Source organism: Micromonospora andamanensis, from assembly GCF_016863495.1.
GTDB lineage: Bacteria > Actinomycetota > Actinomycetes > Mycobacteriales > Micromonosporaceae > Micromonospora > Micromonospora andamanensis.
In genome coordinates, this window is record NZ_BOOZ01000014.1 from 1 (window position 1) to 20,164 (window position 20,164).

Genomic DNA, 20,164 nt, shown 5'->3' on the forward strand with positions numbered 1-20,164 from the left:
GAAGTTGTTTGTCCAGTAGCGCCTCGTCGAAGTGGTGGGGTGGGCGGGGTGGCGGGTTATCCACAGGGGCGGCGGGCGGTGCTTGCGGTCGTCCATGGTGGACGGCATGGCCAGATCTGCTCGGCGTCCGCCGCAACTGCGCGGGCGCGTCTTCCGTGGTTCCCGTGCTGTGGCCCGAGGAATACTGACCCGGGGTGAGCTACGCAGCAGGGCGTGGCGACCGGTCTTCCGGGACGTGTACGCCGACGCACAGCTCACGATCTCGCACCGCACCCGGTGCCTGGCCGCGGCGCGGTGGGTGCTTCCACCCGGTGCGGCGATCGCCGGTCGGAGCGCCGCCGCGCTGTTCGGTGCCGGGTTAATCGGGGACGCCGAACCGCTCGACATCCTCGTACCCTCAGGTCTCCGCTTCGGGCCGGTCGCCGGTCTGGTGGTGCACACCGGCGAGGTCGCCGAGGCCGATGTGCTGTCGCTCTCCGGCATACCGGTCACCACCCCGCTACGCACCTGCTGGGACCTGGCCCGGTGGCTGGATCCGGAGGAGGCCGTGGTCGTGGTGGACCGGTTGCTCGGTCAACGACTGGTGCGCGCCGATGAGTTGAGGGAGATGGCGGACCGCCGTCGCGGTGCCCGGGGCTGGAAACGCATGCTCAGGGTGGCGCAGCTGGCCGACCCGGGCGCGGAGTCGGCTCAGGAGTCGCGGCTGCGGGTGCGGATCGTGCTGGCCGGTGTTCGTCGGCCAGTCACCCAGTTCGTGGTCGAACGCGACGGCAGGTTCATCGCCCGGGTCGACCTCGCCTGGCCGGAGTTGAAGATCGCGGTCGAGTACGACGGGCTCTGGCACGACGACCCGCGGCAGCTCCATCGCGACCGGCGACGCCTCAACCGTCTGCTTGGCGAGGACTGGATCGTCTTGCACGTGACCGCCCAACGGCTCCGCGAGGATTTCGAGGGCTTCCTCGCCGAACTTCGCCAGGCCCTCCGCACCCGCACCCGCTGATCCCACCACCCCATGCGCAACCCCGAACGGGCACAAGCGCGGGCGGCACAACTACAGACGGCAGCTTCGGGGAAACTGCCGCCTCAGATCGTGTCGAGGGGACACTGTCCCCGAAGTTGCACACGCCGCCCGCGGATCAGGTGGTGTGAGCAGGGCAGGCTAGTGGGGGGTGGGTGGGGTCAGGTCGGTGACGGGCAGGACCTTCGGATCCTCGGGGTTGCCGACGATGACGCGTAAGGCCGGATAGCGGTCGGTCAGGAGCTGCCGGCAGGCGGCGCAGGGGGTGACGATCGACCGGCCCCGGTCGCCGACCGTGACGATCGTCTCCAGCTCACCCACGCCCTGCGTGGCGGCGGTGCCGACCGCGATCGTCTCAGGGCACGCTCCGCCGGCCACGTGCACCACATTGACGGCGGAGATCACCCGACCATCGGCGGTACGGGCCGCCGTCGCGAGAGTGTGGGCTGCGCTGCGGCAACGCAGCTTTGCCACCGCGCTGGCAGCCTGCACCAGTGCCCGGTCGGTGTCCCGCATCGTCATCGGCGTCCCCGTGTTCCGCTCCCCAGTTCGGCGCCCAACGATAGACCTCCGCCGTGCTGGTGCCACCGCACCGCCTCCTTTGCTCTGCTTCAACCCACGCATCGACTCGACGCCGCAACCGTTGCGCCGGGTGAAGCAGAGCAAAGGGGGCCCGGGCGGCCAGCCTCAGGCCGCACACACCACCGCGCGACCGACCAGGCCCGGACGCCCCATCGCGATCAGCCCCGTCCAGCCCAGCCCGGGCTCCACTGCGCGGCCAGCCCGATCCGGCCACCTCGACTCGCCGCCGCCGCACCGCCTGGACATCGCCCGCCCGGTTTCGGACCTACCCGGAGCCGGCCCAGCCCGGCCCGGCCGGAGCAGGCAGGCCCGGCCGGAGCAGGCAGGCCCGGCCGGAGCAGGGCCGGAGCAGGGCGCGGGTAACCAGGAGGCGGACCGGGCAGCGGCTGCCTATCCTTGGCCACGACATGCAGAATCCAGCCTCAACCGCCGCGACCGATCCCGTTCGGGAGTTGCAGCGTCGCCTGTCCCCGCTGATGTTCCGCGACCAGCGTCACCTGCGCCGTCGACTCGACGGGCTGCGGAAGCTCCGCGACCCGAGGCGACGCGAATCGGTGCTGGCGGAGATCGTCGCCGAGACGGCCGCGGCGGAGGTCCGGCTGGAGCGGCGGAAAGCCGCGGTCCCGACAATCGTCTACCCGGCAAGTCTGCCGGTCAGCGAGCGCAAGGATGACATCGCCGCGGCGATCCGCGACCACCAGGTGGTGATCGTGGCGGGTGAGACCGGCTCGGGAAAGACCACCCAGTTGCCGAAGATCTGCCTGGAGCTGGGACGTGGCATCAGCGGGCTGATCGGTCACACCCAGCCCCGGCGGTTGGCCGCGCGTACGGTGGCCGACCGGATCGCCGAGGAGTTGGGGACCGAGCTCGGTGACGTGGTCGGCTACAAGGTGCGCTTCACCGATCAGGTGGGCGAGAACAGCCTGGTCAAGTTGATGACCGACGGCATCCTGCTGGCCGAGTTGCAGACCGACCGGATGCTGCGCCAGTACGACACGTTGATCATCGACGAGGCGCACGAGCGCAGCCTCAACATCGACTTCATTCTCGGGTACCTCAGGCAGCTCCTGCCCCGCCGTCCCGACCTCAAGGTGGTCATCACCTCGGCGACGATCGAGACCGACAGGTTCGCCCGGCACTTCGCCGGCCCACCGACCGCCGAGCATCCCGACGGCGAGCCGGCGCCGGTGGTGGAGGTCTCCGGCCGGACCTACCCGGTGGAGGTGCGTTACCGGCCGCTCGTCGAGGTCGCCGACGGCGACGAGGAGGACGCCGACGAGGAGAACGTCCGCGACCAGATCCAGGCCATCGGGGACGCCGTCGAGGAACTGGCCGCCGAGGGGCCGGGCGACATCCTGGTCTTCCTCAGCGGTGAGCGGGAGATCCGGGACACCGCCGAGGCGCTGGGCAAGCTGGTGCAGAACAAGCGGTCGCTGCTCGGCACCGAGATCCTGCCGCTGTACGCCCGACTCAGCGTCGCCGAGCAGCACCGGGTCTTCGCCCCGCACGCCGGCCGCCGGGTGGTGCTGGCCACGAACGTGGCGGAGACCTCGCTGACCGTGCCCGGCATCAAGTTCGTGGTGGATCCCGGCACCGCCCGGATCTCCCGTTACTCGCAGCGGCTGAAGGTCCAGCGGCTGCCGATCGAGCCGGTCTCCCAGGCCAGCGCCAACCAGCGCAAGGGCCGCTGCGGGCGTACCTCGGACGGCATCTGCATCCGGCTCTACGACGAGCAGGACTTCGACTCCCGCCCCGAGTTCACCGACCCGGAGATCCTGCGGACCAACCTGGCCTCGGTCATCCTCCAGATGACCGCCATCGGCCTGGGTGACATCGCCGCCTTCCCGTTCATCGACCCACCGGACCGTCGCAACGTCACCGACGGCGTGAACCTGCTGCACGAGTTGGGTGCCATCGACCCGGCCGAGACCGAGCCGACGAAGCGGCTCACCACGCTCGGTCGGCGGCTGGCCCAGCTGCCTGTCGACCCCCGGCTGGCCCGGATGGTGCTGGAGGGCGAACGCAACGGCTGCGCCACCGAGGTGATGGTGATCGCCGCGGCCCTGTCGATCCAGGATCCGCGTGAGCGGCCGGCGGACAAGCAGGCCCAGGCCGACCAGGCGCACGCCCGGTTCGCGGACAAGGAGTCCGACTTCGTCGCGTACCTCAATCTGTGGCGGTACCTGCGGGAGCAGCAGCGGGCGCTCTCCTCCAGCGCGTTCCGGCGGATGTGTCGGGCCGAGTACCTCAACTACCTGCGGGTCCGCGAGTGGCAGGACATCGTCAGTCAGTTGCGGCAGGTGTTGCGTACCGCTGAAGCCACCGGCCGGGGACGCGGCCGGCGAGGCGGCGCGGACGACGCGCCCGACGGCGGCGGGCGGCGCCAGGCCGGCGCGGACCTGCCGGAGGAGATCGACACACCCAAGGTGCACCAGTCGCTGCTGCCCGGTCTGCTGTCGCACATCGGCCTCAAGGACGCGCAGAAGCACGAGTACCTGGGGGCGCGCGGGGCGAAGTTCGCCCTGTTCCCGGGTTCGGCGTTGTTCCGTAAGCCACCTCGCTGGGTGATGGCCGCCGAGCTGGTGGAGACCTCCCGGCTGTGGGGGCGGGTGAACGGGCGGATCGAGCCGGAGTGGGTCGAGCCGCTCGCCCAGCACCTGGTCAAGCGCAGCTACAGCGAGCCGCACTGGGAGAAGAAGCAGGCGGCGGTGATGGCGTACGAGAAGGTCACCCTCTTCGGTGTCCCGCTTGTCACCTCCCGGAAGGTGAACTTCGGTCGGATCGACCCGACGTTGAGCCGGGAGCTGTTCATCAGGCACGCGCTGGTCGAGGGCGACTGGTCCACCCACCACCAGTTCTGGCGGGACAACCAGCGGCTGCTGACCGAGGTGGAGGAGTTGGAGAATCGCGCCCGGCGGCGCGACATCCTGGTCGACGACGAGACCATCTTCCAGTTCTACGACGAGCGGATCCCGGCCGAGGTGGTCTCCGGGCGGCACTTCGACAGTTGGTGGAAGACGACCCGGCGGGAGCGGCCCGAGTTGCTCACCTTCACCCGGGAGCTGCTTGTCAACGCGGGCCGGGGTGGGCTGGACGAGGCCGATTACCCCGACGAGTGGCGGGCTGAGGGGGTGGCACTGCCGCTGACGTACACGTTCGACCCGGGCACCCCGGCCGACGGGGTGACCGTGGACATCCCGCTGCCGTTGCTCAACCAGATGCCCGCCGAGAGCTTCGACTGGCAGGTGCCGGGGCTGCGCGAGGAGCTGGCGGTGGCGCTGATCCGGTCGCTGCCGAAGCCGGTACGGCGCAACTTCGTACCGGTTCCCGACTACGCCCGCGCCGCGCTGGCCGCGATCACCCCGGGCGAGGAGCCGCTGCTGGACGCGTTGACCCGGCAGCTGCGGCGGATGACCGGGGTGACCGTGCCGAGGGACGCCTGGGATCTGGGCAGGCTGCCACCGCATCTACGGGTCACCTTCCGGGTGCTCGGTGACGACGACAAACCGGTCGCCGAGGGCAAGGATCTGCCGGCCCTGCAACGTCAGCTCAAGGCCGAGGTACGCCAGGTGGTGGCCGCCGCCGCGCCGGAGGTGGCCCGTTCGGGGCTCACCGGCTGGGAGATCGGTACGCTGCCGCGCACCATCGAGCAGGTACGGGCCGGCTACGCGGTGACCGCCTACCCGGCGCTCGTGGACGAGGGCGCCACGGTCGGCGTTAAGGTGTTCGACTCCCCGGCCGAGCAGGAGGCCGCCCACTGGGCCGGCACCCGGCGGCTGCTGCGGCTGACCGTGCCGTCCCCGGCGAAGTTCCTCCAAGGCCGGTTGACCAACGAGGCGAAGCTGGCGTTGTCCCGCAACCCGCACGGCGGGGTGCAGGCGTTGATCGAGGACGCGGCCGGCGCGGCGATCGACAAGCTGGTCATCGAGGCGGGCGGCCCGGCGTGGGACGAGGCGGGTTTCGCCGCGTTGCGCGAGAAGGTCCGGGCCGAGCTGGTGGACACGGTGGTGGCGGTGATGGACCGGGTCCGGGCGGTGCTCGCCACCGCGTACGCGGTGCAGCAGCGCCTCGGCGCGACGCGGAACCTGGCCGTGGTGGCCGCCCTGGCCGACATCCGCAACCAGCTCAACGGACTGGTGCACGCCGGATTCATCACCGAGGCCGGGTACGCCCGACTGCCCGACCTGCTGCGGTACCTGACCGCGATCGAGCGTCGACTGGACCGGCTGCCGAGCAACCCGGCGCGGGACAAGCAGCAGCAGGACCGCGTCGCGGTGGTGCAGCGCGAGTACGACGAACTGCTGGCCGCGCTCCCCCCGGCGAAACGCTCGTCGGAGGCGGTGCGCCAGATCCGCTGGATGATCGAGGAGCTACGGGTCAGCATCTTCGCCCAGGCCCTCGGCACCCCCTACCCCGTCTCCGAGCAACGCATCTACCGCGCCATGGACAACGCCGAAACCCGCCAACCTAGTTGATCATGAGGTTGGCGGCACTTTGAAGATCAAAAACCGCCGTCAACCTCATGATCGACAAGGGTCAGGGCAGCGGTTCGACGCCGGGTGGGAGTTGGGCGGTGGTGGTGGCGGTGTGCACGTAGTCGAGGAGGATGCGGCGTAGTTCGCGGCCGGCGTGGGTGGGTACGACGTCGCGGCGGCGGGCCACGGCGATGGTGCGGCGTACGCCCGGAGGCGCGAGCCGGGTGACGCGGATGCCGGGACGCCGGGCCACCACGATGCCGGGGACCAGGGCGATGCCCAGCCCGGCCTCGACGAAGCTGAGCACGGCGTCCATCTCGCCGCCGTCGACCGACAGGGTCGGTTCGAAGCCAGCGTCCCGGCACGCCTGGAGGGTGGCGTCACGCAGGTCGTAGCCCTCGCGGAACATCACCAGGGGCTGGTCGCGCAGGTCGGTGATGCGCAGGTCGGCACCGGGGTCGGCGGCCGGCACCGGCTCCACCGAGGCGACCACCAGGCTCTCGGTGAGGATCGGGTCGACGCGCAGCCCCGGGTCGGCGCCTTGCGCGGGCATGATGATCAACGCCAGGTCGAGGTCGCCGCGGAGCAGGTCCCGGACGAGGTCCTGCGAACCACCCTCCTCCACCCGCAGGTCGACAGTGGGATGGGCGTCGCGGAAGCGGCGCAGCACCGGCGGGGCCAGCGAGGTGGCCAGGCTGGGGGTGGCGCCGAGGCGTACCCGGCCGCGTCGCAGGCCGACAAGTTCCTGCACCTCGCGGGTGGCGGTCTCGACGTCGGCCAGGATCCGGGTGGCCAGCGGCAGCAGCACCTCCCCCGCCGCGGTGAGCGTGATGTTGCCTCTTACCCGTTCGAAGAGAGGTGCGCCGAGGGTGTCCTCCAGGGCGTGAATTTGCTTACTCAACGAAGGCTGGGTGATGCCCACGATGTCGGCCGCCTGGGTGAAATGTCGTACTTCGGCCACCGCGACGAAGTATTTCAGCTGATGGAGCTGCATCTACATAGCTTATGGCTATCAAGACTGCGGTGTCGATGCATTGGACGACTGATCAAAGTGCTCCTAGCGTCGGTCGAGTGGTAGTCACGACGAGAACGCGGTCGCCCATCCGATCCAATGTCGGCCTCAAGGCCGTCATGGCGGTGACGGGCATCCTGCTGGTGCTGTTCCTCATCGCCCACATGCTGGGCAACCTGAAGATCTTCTCGGGCGCGACGTCGTTCGACCACTACGCGCACTGGCTGCGCGACCTCGGCGTCCCCCTGCTGCCCAGCGCCGGATTCCTGTGGATCCAGCGGGTCGGCCTGCTGGCGGCGGTGCTGCTGCACATCTGGGCCGCCACCGTCCTGGCGTTGCGCGCCCGGGCCGCCCGTCCGGTGCGCTACGCCCACCGCAAGAAGGTCCGGGGCAGCTACGCGGCCCGCACCATGCGCTGGGGCGGCGTGATCATCCTGCTCTTCGTGGTCTACCACATCCTCGACCTGACCACCGGCACGCTGAACCCGGTCGGCGACCCGTCCCGGCCGTACGCGAACGTGGTCGCCGACTTCGCCCCGGAGCGCTGGTACGTCACGGCCTTCTACACGCTGGCGATCGTCGCGCTCGGCTTCCACCTGCGGCACGGCGTGTTCAGCGCGCTGCGCAGCCTCGGCCAGCAGACCCCGCGTGGCGAGCAGCGGGCCCGGCTGGTGGCGCTGGTCTTCGCCGTCGTGCTCTGCGCCGGCTATCTCGTGGTCCCGTTCGCCGTACTCACCGGATTGGTGGCCTGACCATGGATCTGTTCACCGAGGGCGACCCGATCGCCGACACCAGGGCCCCCGACGGGCCGATCGAGACCCGCTGGGAACGTCGCCGCTTCGAGGCGAAGCTGGTCAACCCGGCCAACCGCCGCAAGATGACGGTCATCGTGGTCGGCACCGGCCTCGCCGGCGGCTCCGCCGCCGCCACGCTCGCCGAGCAGGGCTACCGGGTCAAGTCGTACTGCTACCAGGACAGCCCCCGCCGGGCGCACTCGATCGCCGCGCAGGGCGGCATCAACGCCGCCAAGAACTACCGCAACGACGGCGACTCGGTGCACCGGCTCTTCTACGACACCGTCAAGGGCGGTGACTTCCGCTCCCGCGAGTCGAACGTGCACCGGCTGGCCGAGGTCTCGGTCAACATCATCGACCAGTGCGTCGCCCAGGGTGTCCCGTTCGCCCGCGAGTACGGCGGCCTGCTCGACACCCGGTCGTTCGGTGGCGCGCAGGTGCAGCGCACCTTCTACGCCCGGGGCCAGACGGGCCAGCAGCTGCTGCTCGGCGCGTACCAGGCGTTGGAGCGGCAGATCGGCCTGGGCAACGTGGAGATGTACGCCCGGCACGAGATGCTGGAGCTGATCGTCGTCGACGGCAAGGCCCGGGGCATCGTGGTGCGGGACATGGTCACCGGCGAGATCACCACGGAGTTCGCCGACGCGGTGGTGCTCGCCTCCGGCGGCTACGGCAACGTCTTCTACCTCTCCACGAACGCCAAGGGCTGCAACGTCACCGCCACCTGGCGGGCGCACCGCAAGGGCGCGTACTTCGCCAACCCCTGCTACACCCAGATCCACCCGACCTGCATCCCGGTCTCCGGCGACCACCAGTCGAAGCTGACCCTGATGAGCGAGTCGCTGCGCAACGACGGCCGGGTCTGGGTGCCGAAGGCCAAGGGCGACGACCGCGACCCCCGGGACATCCCCGAGGACGAGCGGGACTACTACCTGGAGCGCATCTACCCGTCCTTCGGCAACCTGGTACCCCGGGACATCGCCTCCCGCGCCGCGAAGAACGTCTGCGACGAGGGCCGGGGCGTGGGCCCGACGAAGCTCGGCGTCTACCTCGACTTCGCCGACGCCATCGACCGGCTGGGCCGCAAGGCCATCGAGGCCAAGTACGGCAACCTCTTCGAGATGTACGAGCGGATCACCGGCGAGGACCCGTACGAGGTCCCGATGCGGATCTACCCCGCCGTGCACTACACGATGGGCGGGCTCTGGGTCGACTACGACCTCCAGTCGACGATCCCCGGCCTGTTCGTCATCGGTGAGGCGAACTTCTCCGACCACGGCGCGAACCGGCTCGGCGCCTCGGCGCTGATGCAGGGCCTGGCCGACGGGTACTTCGTGCTGCCCAACACGGTCGCCAACTACCTCGCCGCCGGCCCGTTCGAGAAGGTCGACGCGACCCACCCGGCAGCCGTGGCGGCGCGGCGCGACGTGGAGGACCGCATCCAGCGGCTCCTCGCGATCGACGGCGACCGCACCGTGGACTCGTTCCACCGCGAGCTGGGCCAGATTATGTGGGAGCACTGCGGCATGGAGCGCTCCGAGGCCGGGCTGCGCAAGGCCATCGACGAGATCCGGGCCCTGCGCGACGAGTTCTGGCAGCGGGTCCGGGTGCCGGGCAACGGCGAAGGGCTGAACCAGTCGCTGGAGAAGGCCGGCCGGGTCGCCGACTTCTTCGAGCTGGCCGAGCTGATGTGCATCGACGCCCTGCACCGGGAGGAGTCCTGCGGCGGCCACTTCCGCGCCGAGCACCAGACCCCCGAGGGCGAGGCGCAGCGCGACGACGAGCGGTTCGCGTACGTGGCGGCCTGGGAGTTCACCGCCACGGGTGAGCCCTCGGTGCTGCACAAGGAAGACCTGAACTTCGAATACGTCCACCCCACGCAGCGGAGCTACAAGTGAACCTGACCCTGCGCATCTGGCGCCAGTCCGGCCCCCAGGACAAGGGTCGGATGGTGACCTACCAGGTCGACGACGTCTCCCCGGACATGTCGTTCCTGGAAATGCTCGACGTGCTCAACGAGCGCCTCATCCTCGCCGGCGACGAGCCCATCGCCTTCGACCACGACTGCCGCGAGGGCATCTGCGGCATGTGCGGCCTCATGATCAACGGGGACGCGCACGGTCCGCAGCGCGGTACCACCGCCTGCCAGCTGCACATGCGGCAGTTCAAGGACGGCGACACCATCGACATCGAGCCGTGGCGCGCGCGGGCCTTCCCGGTCATCAAGGACCTGGTGGTCAACCGCAACGCCTTCGACAAGATCATCGCTGCCGGCGGGTACGTCACCGCGCCCACCGGTAGCGCACCGGAGGCGCACTCCGTGCCGGTGGCCAAGGCCGACGCGGACGCCGCCTTCGAGTCCGCCGCCTGCATCGGCTGCGGCGCCTGCGTGGCCGCCTGCCCCAACGGCTCGGGCATGCTCTTCACCGCCGCCAAGGTCACCCAGCTCTCGCTGCTGCCCCAGGGCCAGCCGGAGCGCTTCACCCGGGTGATCGGCATGGTCGACGCGCACGACGAGGCCGGCTTCGGCGGCTGCACCAACGCCGGCGAGTGCACGGTGGTCTGCCCGAAGGGCATCCCCCTGACCACAATCGGCCGCCTCAACCGCGACTACCTGGCCGCCACCACCCGCCACGCCGACACCCCCGGCACCTGACCCGCCGCGACCGGCCCACCCCCACCTCCTGCTCCGTTGATCATGAGGTTGGCGGCAGTTTGAAGATCAAGACTGCCGTCAACCTCATGATCAACCATGCGGGAGGTGGGGTTTGTCGGTTTGGGGGTAGAGAGTTGGGGACGGCGGCGAGGAGGGGGCGAGATGCGGGCACTTATCTGGCAGGGGAAGCGGGACGTACGGGTCGAGGAGGTGCCCGACCCGAGGATCGAGGATCCTACCGACGCGATCGTGCGGATCACCTCCACCGCCATCTGCGGCTCCGACCTGCACCTGTACGAAGTCCTCGGGCCGTACCTCAAGCCGGGTGACATCCTCGGCCACGAGCCGATGGGCATCGTCGAGGAGGTCGGGCCCGGGGTGACCCGGCTCAAGCCCGGCGACCGGGTGGTGGTGCCGTTCAACATCGCCTGCGGGTCCTGCTGGATGTGCCAGCGACAGCTCTACGCCCAGTGCGAGACCACCCAGGTCACCGCCGAGGGCAAGGGAGCCGCCCTGTTCGGCTACACCTCCCTCTACGGCGCGGTGCCGGGCGGGCAGGCCCAGTTCCTCCGCGTCCCGCACGCCGAGTTCGGCCCGATAAAGGTGCCGACCGACGGCCCGGACGAGCGGTGGCTCTACCTCTCCGACATCCTCCCGACCGCGTGGCAGGCGGTGAAGTACGCCGACACCCCGCGCGGCGGCACCCTGGCGGTCTTCGGGCTGGGGCCGGTGGGCCAGTTCTGCGCCCGTATCGGCCGGCACCTCGGTGCGGACCGGGTGATCGGCCTCGACCTGGTGCCGGAGCGGCTGGAAATGGCCCGCCGGCACGGCGTGGAGGTGCTCGACATCTCCCAACTCGACGACGTGCCCGGCACGCTTATCGACCTGGTGGACGGGCGCGGGCCGGACGCGGTGATCGACGCCGTGGGCATGGAGTCGCACGGCGCGCCGCTGGGCAAGATGGCTCAGGCCGCCGCCGGCCTGCTGCCGGACAAGCTCGCCCAGCCGATGATCGACAAGGTGGCGGTGGACCGGCTGGTCGCGCTCAAGGCCGCGCTGAAGGGCGTCCGGCGCGGCGGCACCGTCTCCATCTCCGGGGTGTACGGCGGCGAGGTCGACCCGCTGCCGCTGATGGAGATGTTCGACAGGGGCGTCCAGGTGCGGATGGGCCAGTGCCACGTCCGGCGCTGGACCGACGAGATCATCCCGCTGCTCACCGACGACGACCCGCTCGGCGTGGCCGACCTGCGTACCCACCGGCTGCCGCTGGAGCAGGCGCCGCAGGCGTACGAGATGTTCCAGAAGAAGCAGGACGGCTGCGTGAAGGTCGTCCTCGCCCCGTGAGCCCCTCGACGGGATCACGTCCGTCGATCCTTCGGCCTAGGGTGTGTCCTGGACACACCAGGGGACCGACGGGAGAGACGAGTGACCATCCGGATGGACCGCAGGACCGCGCTCGGCCTGGGCACCATGGCGACGGCCGGCACCGTGTTCGGCAGCGCGGTGCCCGCCGCAGCTGACCCCGACGGGGAGACGGCCACGGGCGGCGGGCCGCGCGACCGCGAGCGGCTCGCCGCCCGCATAGCCGCCGTCTTCCAGCGGGAGAGCACCCGGGCCGGCGGCAACTGGCAGGCGTACGTCAGCCTGACCGGCCCGGACGAGCCGTTGGTCGCGGTGGACGAGTCGGCGGACCTGCGGATCGAGGCGTACAGCGTCAACAAGATCGCCGTGGCGGTCGCGGTGCTGGACAAGGTCGACAGGGGTCTGCTCACTCTCGACCATCAGGTCGAGGTCACCCAGGCGATAGTGGTGACCGGCGGCGACGGCATCTTCAGCCTGGACGGCGCCTACCCCAGCCTGGTCACCGTCGGCCACGTCCTGGCGAATCTGCTGACCGTCTCCGACGACACCGCGGTACGGCTCTGCGGCCTGGTCTGCCCGGCCGCCGAGGTCAACCAGATCCTCGTCGCCAAGGGCTTCCCGAACACGCAGGTGCAGCCGGTGGCCAACCCGAACCGCTTCTTCCTGGGCACCAGCACGCCACGGGAGACCCACAACCTGCTGTGCGCGCTCGTCGGCGGCACCCTGCTCTCCCCCGCCTCGACCGACCTCGTGCTGCGGCTGCTGCGCTCGCCTGTGGCGTTCACCGACGGGGTACGCCGGGAGATGTCCTCCGCCGAACGGGCCCGGGTCGCCACCAAGGCCGGCTGGTTCGTCGACGCCCGACACGAAGCCGGAGTGATCTTCGACACTGCCGGTGCGCCACTTGTCACGTACGCCCTCTTCGCCGACGGGCAGGCCGGCGCGGACGACTTCGGCGCCACCCACCCCGCCGTGCAGGCCCGGGCCCGGTGGGGACGACGGGTCATGGATCTCACCGCCGGTTTCGGTGGCGCCGGCGTCGCCCACCGCAGGCAGCCGTACCGCCCCAGCAACGGCGGCTGAGAGCGGCCGGAGGCGGCTAACGTGGACTCGGCATCAACCGAGGGGGGACCATGCGGGCGCCGAAGGAGCCGAACGGACGTACGACCGGTCGGCGGATCACGTCGGTGGCGGGCCTAGCCGCGTTGGCCGGGCTCGCCGGTGCGGCCTGGGCGGCGCGGAATGTGCCGGCCGCGCTCGGCGGTCGACTGGCCGGCGTCCGCGCCGAACGGGCGGCCCGGTCACCACAGTTCCGGGACGGCCTTTTCCACAATCGGGCCGACACCCGCACGATGGTGCCCGTCGCAGACCGCAACCTCTTCCGTGAGCTGCTCTTCGGCAAGCAGAAACGTCGGCCCGGCGCACCCGTGCCACTGCTGCGGCCGGCCGCCGAGACCGGTATCGACCCGGCCCGCGAGCTGAACGTCATCTGGTACGGCCACGCCTCCGCCCTGATCGAGATCGAGGGTCGACGGGTGCTGCTGGACCCGGTGTGGAGCGACAGGTGCTCGCCCTCGACGGCTGTCGGCCCGCGCCGGCTGCACGAACCGCCGGTACGCCTCGACGAACTGCCCCGCCTCGACGCGATCCTGATCTCGCACGACCACTACGACCACCTCGACATGGGTACGGTGCGGGAACTGACCGCCCGGCAGTCGGCACCCTTCCTGGTGCCGCTCGGGGTCGGCGCCCACCTCGACCGCTGGGGCGTACCGGCGGAGCGGATCATCGAGCTGGACTGGTCACAGACCCACCGGGTGTCCGGGTTGGAGATCACCTGCACCGCGGCCCAGCACTTCTCCGGCCGGGGCCTGCGGCGCAACGTCACACTGTGGAGCTCCTGGGTGGTGGCCGGCGAGCAGCGCCGCGTCTACTACACCGGAGACTCCGGCTACTTCGGCGGGTACGCCGAGATCGGCGCCGCACACGGACCGTTCGACGTGACGCTGATGCAGATCGGTGCGTACGACCGGGCCTGGCCGGGCATCCACATGTTCCCGGAGGAGGCGGTCGCCGCCCACCTGGACCTGCGCGGCGGGCTGTTCCTGCCGGTGCACTGGGCCACCTTCAACCTCGCCCTGCACGACTGGTCCGAGCCGGTGGACCGGCTCTGGGCCGAGGCGAAGGCCCGCGACGTGCGGCTGGCCGTGCCGCGCCCCGGCGAGCGGGTGGTGGTCGACGACCCGCCAGCCGTCGACGGCTGGTGGCAGGCCATCGCCTGACGGGGCGGTGACCCGACGGGCCCGAGCCGGTCATCTCAGAGGACGAACGCGTCGGTCCAGAGAGCGCCGGAGCGACCGGAGAGCGCGTCCAGCATCGCCACCGCCTGACTGTCGGTGAGCTGGGCGACGAAATCCACGATGGCCCGGCCGCGCGCCCTGCCGATCCGGTCCGGGGTACGCGGATGCAGTTCCGCCTCGGCCAGCTCCACCAGGTCGTGCAGCCGCCGGGGCAGCCGGGACTCCTCCTCCGGGTCGAGCAGCCACTCCCGCAGCGCCTCGACCAGGGTGTCGAGCAGCCGGGCCTGACCACGCTGGTGCAACGCCAGGTCGGGACGGGCCAGCACGAACCGGTGGTGCACGAACTTGAGCACCTGCACCTCGTGCCACTGGGCCGGGGCCAGCAGCACGTGCCCGGAACGCACGGCGGGCTGCTCAACGACGGTGATCGCGTCCACGAAACGGGTGGTCCACCGGGCGGAGAAGCGGGCCACGTACTGCTCCGCCTCGATCGAACCGTCGAACGGCAACGCGAGCAGCCCCTCGACAAGTTCCTCCCGGACATGCTCGACGGCGGCGGCGAACGCCTCGTCGTCGGCGATCCAAGCGTCCTTGTGGTGCAGTTGGCGACGCAGCCGCTCGATCGACGAGCCGGGCCGGCGGGCCGAGCTGGCCAGCGCGGAGTCGGTGATCGCCCGCAGATGGCCGCCCTCGCGCTGCCAGGCCATCAACTCGGCGGCCACCGCACCCTGCTGGAGCACCCCGACCCGGTAGAAGTCCTCCACGTCGTGGATGGCGTACGCGATGTCGTCGGCGGTGTCCATCACCGACGCCTCCACTGTCTGCTGCCAGTCGGCGATCCGGCCGGCGAACGGTGCCCGGGCCTGCCGCAGATCGTCCAGCTCCGTGCGGTACGCCCCGAACTTCGCCGAGCCGCTGTCCGGATCGTCCGGCGGCGGGGTCGCGCCGCGCGGCGGCGGATCCATCAGCCGAGGGTGCGGGTCGGGGTGGTCCAGCCGGGTCCACGGGTACTTCAACATCGCCGCCCGCACCGCAGCGGTCAGGTCCAGCCCGGTGGTCGCCGCGCCCCGGATCTCGGTCGAGGTGACGATCCGGTACGACTGGGCGTTGCCCTCGAACCCGTCGGTCAGGCCGAGCCGGTGCCGGGCCAGCCGGTCCAGCACCCGCTCCCCCAGGTGCCCGAAGGGCGGGTGGCCGAGGTCGTGGGCGAGCGCGGCGGCCTCCACCACGTCCGGGTCGCAGCCGCCCAGCTTCTCCACCAGGTCGCGCTGGTGTCCGTCGGCGGTCAGCCGCTCGGCTATCGCCCGGGCCACCTGGGCGACCTTCAAACTGTGGGTGAGCCGGTTGTGCACCAGCAGCCCGGACCCGCCCGGGCTGACCACCTGGGTGACGCCGCCGAGCCGGGTGAAGAACGGCGAGCCGACGATGCGGTCCCGGTCGGCCCGGAACGGGCTGGTGGCCAGGTCGCCGAGGGCCCGCGCGCTGCCGCCGAAGAGTCGGCGCGCCCGGGGCTCCACAGGTGGTTCCATGATCGCCACGTTAGCCCGGCAGAATGCAGCACGGAACCCACACCCGAAGGCGGAGCGACAACGTGACCCTCTCTGTTCATCAGCGGATCGCCGAGGAACTCGGCGTCGCCGAGCGCCAGGTACGCGCGGCCGTGGAGCTGCTCGACGGTGGTGCCACCGTGCCGTTCATCGCGCGTTACCGGAAAGAGGCCACCGGCCTGCTCGACGACACCCAGCTGCGCACCCTGGAAGAGCGCCTGCGGTACCTGCGCGAGCTGGACGAGCGGCGCGCGGCGGTGCTGGAGTCGATCCGCTCCCAGGGCAAACTCGACGAGGCCCTGGAAGCGCAGATCATGGCGGCCGACTCGAAGTCCCGCCTGGAGGACATCTACCTGCCGTACAAGCCGAAGCGGCGGACCCGGGCGCAGATCGCCCGCGAGGCCGGGCTGGAGCCCCTGGCCGACATGCTGCTCGGCGACCCGACCCAGGATCCCCGCTCGGTGGCGGCGGCGTACGTCGACGCCGACAAGGGGGTGGCCGATGCCGCCGCCGCGCTGGACGGGGCGCGGGCCATCCTGATCGAGCGGTTCGCCGAGGACGCCGACCTGATCGGCACGCTGCGCGAGCAGATGTGGTCGCGGGGCCGGCTGGTGTCCCGGGTACGCGAGGGACAGGAGAGCGCCGGGGCGAAGTTCGCCGACTACTTCGACTTCGCCGAGCCGTACCCGAAGCTGCCCTCGCACCGCATCCTGGCCATGTTCCGGGGCGAGAAGGAGGGCGTACTCGACCTGACCATGGACCCGGAGGCCGAGGGCGACGTCGACGCGGTGGTCGCCGGGCCGACCCGCTACGAGGCAGCCATCGCCGGCCGGTTCGGGGTCAGCGACAGGGGGCGACCCGCCGACAAGTGGCTGGCCGACACGGTGCGGTGGGCGTGGCGTACCCGGATCCTCATCCACCTCGGCGCGGACCTGCGGATGCGGCTGTGGCAGGCGGCCGAGGAGGAGGCCGTCCGGGTCTTCGCCACGAACCTGCGGGACCTGCTGCTGGCCGCGCCGGCCGGCGCCCGGCCCACCATGGGGCTGGACCCGGGCCTGCGGACCGGGGTGAAGGTGGCAGTGGTCGACGCCACCGGCAAGGTGGTCGCCACCGACACGATCTACCCGCACGAACCGCGCCGGCAGTGGGACGCCTCGCTGCACACCCTGGCCACGCTGGCGGCTGCGCACGGGGTCGAGCTGGTCGCCATCGGCAACGGCACCGCCAGCCGGGAGACCGACAAGCTGGCCGGTGACCTGATCAAGCGGCACCCGGAGCTGAAGCTGACGAAGGTGGTGGTCTCCGAGGCCGGCGCGTCGGTCTACTCCGCCTCCGCGTACGCCGCGCAGGAACTGCCCGGGCTGGACGTGTCGCTGCGCGGCGCGGTCTCCATCGCCCGCCGGTTGCAGGACCCGCTCGCCGAGCTGGTGAAGATCGACCCGCGTTCCATAGGCGTCGGGCAGTACCAGCACGACCTGTCCGAGGTGAAGCTCTCCCGGTCGTTGGATGCGGTGGTGGAGGACTGCGTCAACGGCGTCGGCGTGGACGTCAACACCGCCTCCGCGCCGCTGCTGACCCGGGTCTCCGGCATCGGTGCCGGGCTGGCCGAGAACATCGTGCTGCACCGGGACGCCAACGGCCCGTTCCGCACCCGGGCCGAGCTGAAGAAGGTGGCCCGACTCGGCCCGAAGGCGTTCGAGCAGTGCGCGGGCTTCCTGCGCATCCCCGGCGGCGACGACCCGCTGGACTCGTCAAGCGTGCACCCCGAGGCGTACCCGGTGGTGCGCCGGATCCTGGCCAGCACCGGTCAGGACCTGCGCTCGGTCATCGGCAAGTCGGCGATCCTGCGGGGGCTGCGGGCCACCGACTTCGTCGACGACACGTTCGGCCTGCCCACCGTCACCGACATCATCGCCGAACTGGAGAAGCCGGGCCGCGACCCACGGCCGGAGTTCAAGACGGCGACCTTCGTCGAGGGCGTTGAGAAGATCAGCGACCTGACGCCGGGGATGGTGCTGGAGGGCGTGGTCACGAATGTGGCGGCGTTCGGCGCGTTCGTGGACGTCGGCGTGCACCAGGACGGCCTGGTGCACGTGTCGGCGATGTCCCGCACCTTCGTGAAAGATCCCCGCGACGTGGTCAAGTCCGGTGACGTGGTGAAGGTCAAGGTGCTGGACGTCGACGTACCCCGCAAGCGCATCTCGCTGACCCTGCGCCTGGACGACGAGTCCGAGCCCGGCGCGGGGCGTGCCGGCGGCCGGGGTGACGCGGGTCAGCAGGGACGTGGCCGGCAGAGCAGCCAGGGCCGGGGCAGCCAGGGTGGCCAGGGCCGTACCGGACAGGGCGGTCAGGGCCGTGGCGGACAGGGCGGGCAGGGCCGTGGCGGACAGGGCGGGCAGGTGCGCCAGGGACGCGGCGCGGCGGCGCCCGCCGACGGCGCGATGGCCGATGCGCTGCGCCGCGCCGGCCTGCTCTGAAGCGAGCCTCCCACAGCAACGGCTGTGGCTGGCGGGTCTCGTTCCCCATCCCGCCAGCCACGCCGTTGGCACCACCCGAGGCACATACCATCGCGCGCCCTTTGCTCTGCTTCAACTGACGCAACGGTTTGGCGCCGCCGATGCGTGGGTTGAAGCAGAGCAAAGGGCCTCAGCCCGCACACTCGGGAGGCCCGGCGCCGAGGTCATACACGGGTGGGCGGCAGAGCGGGGACTGTCGAGGTCGGGCGGCTGGTGGCGTACGGTCGGGTCGTGGTGAACGACGGCGGCCCGGACTGGCGGGAGACCCGACAGCGAGCGGTGCAGGCGCACGCGGCGGCCGAGGAGCGGCGCCGACAGTCTGAGCAGGTGGAGGCGGCGGCGTTGGTCAGCGCCTTCGTCGCCGAGGCGCGGCGGCGGGGCCTGGCCACCACCCGCCTCGTGGCCCTGTCGTACGACGGACGGTACCGCTACCGGACCCGGCTGCACGGTTGGTACGTCGACCGCGCACGTCACCGGGCGGTCGACGTGGCTGGCGGATTCCACCTGCTGACCGTGCCGGCCAGCCTGCGCTCGCTGCTGTTCGGCGCCGAGCCGGAGCCGTCTCCGCCACCACTGGTGATCGGGCGCGGCGGCCGTGACGGTGAGTCCCTGCCGCTGGAGACGCTGCTCCGTCGACGCCTCAACGCCGGCGACGACTGGCCTTGAACCCGGGGTCCTCCACCACCTCGCGCAGTGCCCGTTCGACCCGCTCCGCGCCGACTGCCACCGAGAAGACCCGGTCGTAGTGCACCCGTCCGGCCTGCCCGAGCAGTTCCAGCTTCTCCCGGCCCAGGTCGCAGAGTTCCCGCAGGGCATCGGCGATCGAGTCGGGGTCACCCGGCCGGGCGGTGATCCCCGCACCACTGTCGCGCGCCACGGCTGCGGCGTCGCCCTCCGCGGCGACCAGCAGCGCGCGCCCGGCGGCGAGGGTGGCCTGCACCTTGCTCGGCATCGTGTACGCGGACATGCCACCGCGCCGCAGGCTCACGTAGTGCGCGTCCCCGGTGGCCATCAGCGCGGGCATCCGATCCCGGGGCAGCTGCCCGAGGAAGCGCACGTTTGTCGCCCCCGCCGCCTCGGCCCGACGGCGTAGCCGGTCCTCGGTGGTGCCGGAGCCGGCGATCAGGCAGACGAACCGGGGGTCGCTGGTGCGGGCGCAGGCGTCAATAAGTGAGTCGAGCCCCTGTGCCTCGCCGAGGGCACCGGCGTACACCAACACCACCTGGTCCGCGCGGAGCCCGAGATCCGCGCGGAGGTCGCCGGCGTGGGTACGCAGCGTCTCATCCGCCCACATCGGGATGTGGAGGAGCTTCTCCCTGGGCACGCCGCGGCCGGCCAGGAGATCGGCGGCACCGGGCGAGACGCAGGCGACCCGAGCGGCGCTGCGGTACATCGCACCGCACCAGCCGGCCATCCCCCGCTCGATCATCAGCGAGGCCCGGCCGGTACCGAGGAAGCCGCTCGCTGTCACGCTGTCCGGCCACAGGTCCAGTACGTGCAGCAGCACCGGCACCCGGTGCACGTACCGGGTGAACCACATCGGCAGGGCGACGCTGATCGGCGAGTTCCCGACCCAGAGGGCATCCAGGCCACGGAGCGCCGGTGTCCCGGAGACAAGCGCGGAGACGGCGAAGGAGCCATAGTTCGCCACCCGCCGCATCGCGGAGCGGTCATGGCTGGGATACAGGGCCACCCGACGGATCCGGGTCGCACCGTCGATCTCGTCGCGGCGGCGGGCCATCCGGTAGCCGGAAGCGAGCCGGCCGGTCGGGTAGTTGGGGAAACCGGTCAGCACCTGGACCTCGTGGCCCCGACCGGCGAGGGCAGCGGCGAGCATCCCGGGAAGCGCGGCGGGGCCCGGCTCCGGGTCGTACCACTGGGTGAGCAAGCCGATCCGCATCG

The 20,164-nt window shown here is 71.2% G+C and carries 14 protein-coding genes; 10 read left to right on the forward strand and 4 right to left on the reverse strand.

The annotated features are described in order from the left end of the window. The first annotated feature begins 106 nt into the window (after positions 1-106). A complete protein-coding gene (locus tag Van01_RS13825) occupies positions 107-1,000 on the forward strand; it encodes a putative endonuclease domain-containing protein (protein WP_204006777.1) in 894 nt (297 codons plus the stop codon). A gap of 159 nt (positions 1,001-1,159) precedes the next feature. Here Van01_RS13825 and Van01_RS13830 read toward each other — a convergent pair whose 3' ends face one another. Next, positions 1,160-1,540 (reverse strand): cytidine/deoxycytidylate deaminase family protein, encoded by a 381-nt coding sequence (locus tag Van01_RS13830; protein ID WP_204006779.1) that lies wholly within the window; start codon positions 1,538-1,540, stop codon positions 1,160-1,162. Between the two features lie 467 nt (positions 1,541-2,007). Between Van01_RS13830 and hrpA the strand changes: the two genes are divergently transcribed. Then, positions 2,008-6,075 (forward strand): ATP-dependent RNA helicase HrpA, encoded by a 4,068-nt coding sequence (hrpA, locus tag Van01_RS13835; protein ID WP_204006788.1) that lies wholly within the window; start codon positions 2,008-2,010, stop codon positions 6,073-6,075. A gap of 61 nt (positions 6,076-6,136) precedes the next feature. Here the strand turns inward: hrpA and Van01_RS13840 are convergent, their stop codons facing one another. After that, positions 6,137-7,069, reverse strand: a complete 933-nt coding sequence (locus Van01_RS13840) for a LysR family transcriptional regulator (RefSeq protein WP_204006790.1) — start codon at positions 7,067-7,069, stop codon at positions 6,137-6,139. Positions 7,070-7,146: 77 nt separating this feature from the next. Between Van01_RS13840 and Van01_RS13845 the strand changes: the two genes are divergently transcribed. The 6 genes from Van01_RS13845 (at position 7,147) to Van01_RS13870 (ending at position 14,181) form a co-directional block, all read left to right on the forward strand. Further along, complete coding sequence (locus Van01_RS13845; RefSeq protein ID WP_272491642.1) at positions 7,147-7,839, forward strand: succinate dehydrogenase cytochrome b subunit; 693 nt, start codon at positions 7,147-7,149, stop codon at positions 7,837-7,839. A 2-nt stretch (positions 7,840-7,841) separates the two neighbouring features. Next, a complete protein-coding gene (locus Van01_RS13850; protein WP_204006793.1) occupies positions 7,842-9,779 on the forward strand; it encodes a fumarate reductase/succinate dehydrogenase flavoprotein subunit in 1,938 nt (645 codons plus the stop codon). Beyond that, the gene (locus Van01_RS13855) at positions 9,776-10,537 is read left to right on the forward strand and encodes a succinate dehydrogenase/fumarate reductase iron-sulfur subunit (protein WP_204006795.1); all 762 of its coding nucleotides are present in this window, start codon (positions 9,776-9,778) and stop codon (positions 10,535-10,537) included. Before Van01_RS13850 ends, Van01_RS13855 begins: the two co-directional genes overlap by 4 nt. Before the next feature lie 162 nt (positions 10,538-10,699). After that, positions 10,700-11,881 carry a zinc-dependent alcohol dehydrogenase gene (locus Van01_RS13860; protein ID WP_204006797.1) on the forward strand — a complete coding sequence of 394 codons (1,182 nt, stop codon included), beginning with the start codon at positions 10,700-10,702 and terminating at the stop codon, positions 11,879-11,881. A gap of 81 nt (positions 11,882-11,962) precedes the next feature. Next, on the forward strand, positions 11,963-12,982 hold the full coding sequence (locus Van01_RS13865) for a serine hydrolase (RefSeq protein WP_239099064.1): 1,020 nt from the start codon (positions 11,963-11,965) through the stop codon (positions 12,980-12,982). A 50-nt stretch (positions 12,983-13,032) separates the two neighbouring features. Then, positions 13,033-14,181 carry an MBL fold metallo-hydrolase gene (locus Van01_RS13870; RefSeq protein WP_204006799.1) on the forward strand — a complete coding sequence of 383 codons (1,149 nt, stop codon included), beginning with the start codon at positions 13,033-13,035 and terminating at the stop codon, positions 14,179-14,181. 35 nt (positions 14,182-14,216) lie between these two features. On the opposite strand, the gene Van01_RS13875 is transcribed toward Van01_RS13870, so the two are convergent. After that, positions 14,217-15,728: a deoxyguanosinetriphosphate triphosphohydrolase family protein gene (locus Van01_RS13875; protein ID WP_204006801.1), complete on the reverse strand. Its 1,512-nt coding sequence runs from the start codon at positions 15,726-15,728 to the stop codon at positions 14,217-14,219. A 62-nt stretch (positions 15,729-15,790) separates the two neighbouring features. On the opposite strand from Van01_RS13875, the gene Van01_RS13880 reads away from it, so the two are divergent. Both Van01_RS13880 and Van01_RS13885 read left to right on the forward strand, forming a co-directional pair. Continuing rightward, entirely contained in the window at positions 15,791-18,223 is a 2,433-nt protein-coding gene (locus Van01_RS13880) for a Tex family protein (RefSeq protein WP_204006803.1), read from the forward strand. Between the two features lie 270 nt (positions 18,224-18,493). Then, positions 18,494-18,928, forward strand: a complete 435-nt coding sequence (locus tag Van01_RS13885; protein ID WP_204007192.1) for a hypothetical protein — start codon at positions 18,494-18,496, stop codon at positions 18,926-18,928. Here the strand turns inward: Van01_RS13885 and Van01_RS13890 are convergent. Then, on the reverse strand, positions 18,903-20,162 hold the full coding sequence (locus tag Van01_RS13890; protein ID WP_204006805.1) for a glycosyltransferase family 4 protein: 1,260 nt from the start codon (positions 20,160-20,162) through the stop codon (positions 18,903-18,905). The two genes, Van01_RS13885 and Van01_RS13890, sit on opposite strands and share 26 nt — an antisense overlap. Positions 20,163-20,164 lie beyond the last annotated feature (2 nt).

What these genes read in the sequence shown, in the direction of transcription:
- Van01_RS13860 (WP_204006797.1), top strand. Translation starts at nt 10,700, where the DNA reads ATGCGGGCACTTATCTGGCAGGGGAAGCGGGACGTACGGGTCGAGGAG.
- Van01_RS13840 (WP_204006790.1), bottom strand. Translation starts at nt 7,069, where the DNA reads ATGCAGCTCCATCAGCTGAAATACTTCGTCGCGGTGGCCGAAGTACGA.
- Van01_RS13825 (WP_204006777.1), top strand. Translation starts at nt 107, where the DNA reads ATGGCCAGATCTGCTCGGCGTCCGCCGCAACTGCGCGGGCGCGTCTTC.
- Van01_RS13870 (WP_204006799.1), top strand. Translation starts at nt 13,033, where the DNA reads ATGCGGGCGCCGAAGGAGCCGAACGGACGTACGACCGGTCGGCGGATC.
- Van01_RS13850 (WP_204006793.1), top strand. Translation starts at nt 7,842, where the DNA reads ATGGATCTGTTCACCGAGGGCGACCCGATCGCCGACACCAGGGCCCCC.
- Van01_RS13890 (WP_204006805.1), bottom strand. Translation starts at nt 20,162, where the DNA reads ATGCGGATCGGCTTGCTCACCCAGTGGTACGACCCGGAGCCGGGCCCC.
- hrpA (WP_204006788.1), top strand. Translation starts at nt 2,008, where the DNA reads ATGCAGAATCCAGCCTCAACCGCCGCGACCGATCCCGTTCGGGAGTTG.
- Van01_RS13875 (WP_204006801.1), bottom strand. Translation starts at nt 15,728, where the DNA reads ATGGAACCACCTGTGGAGCCCCGGGCGCGCCGACTCTTCGGCGGCAGC.
- Van01_RS13830 (WP_204006779.1), bottom strand. Translation starts at nt 1,540, where the DNA reads ATGACGATGCGGGACACCGACCGGGCACTGGTGCAGGCTGCCAGCGCG.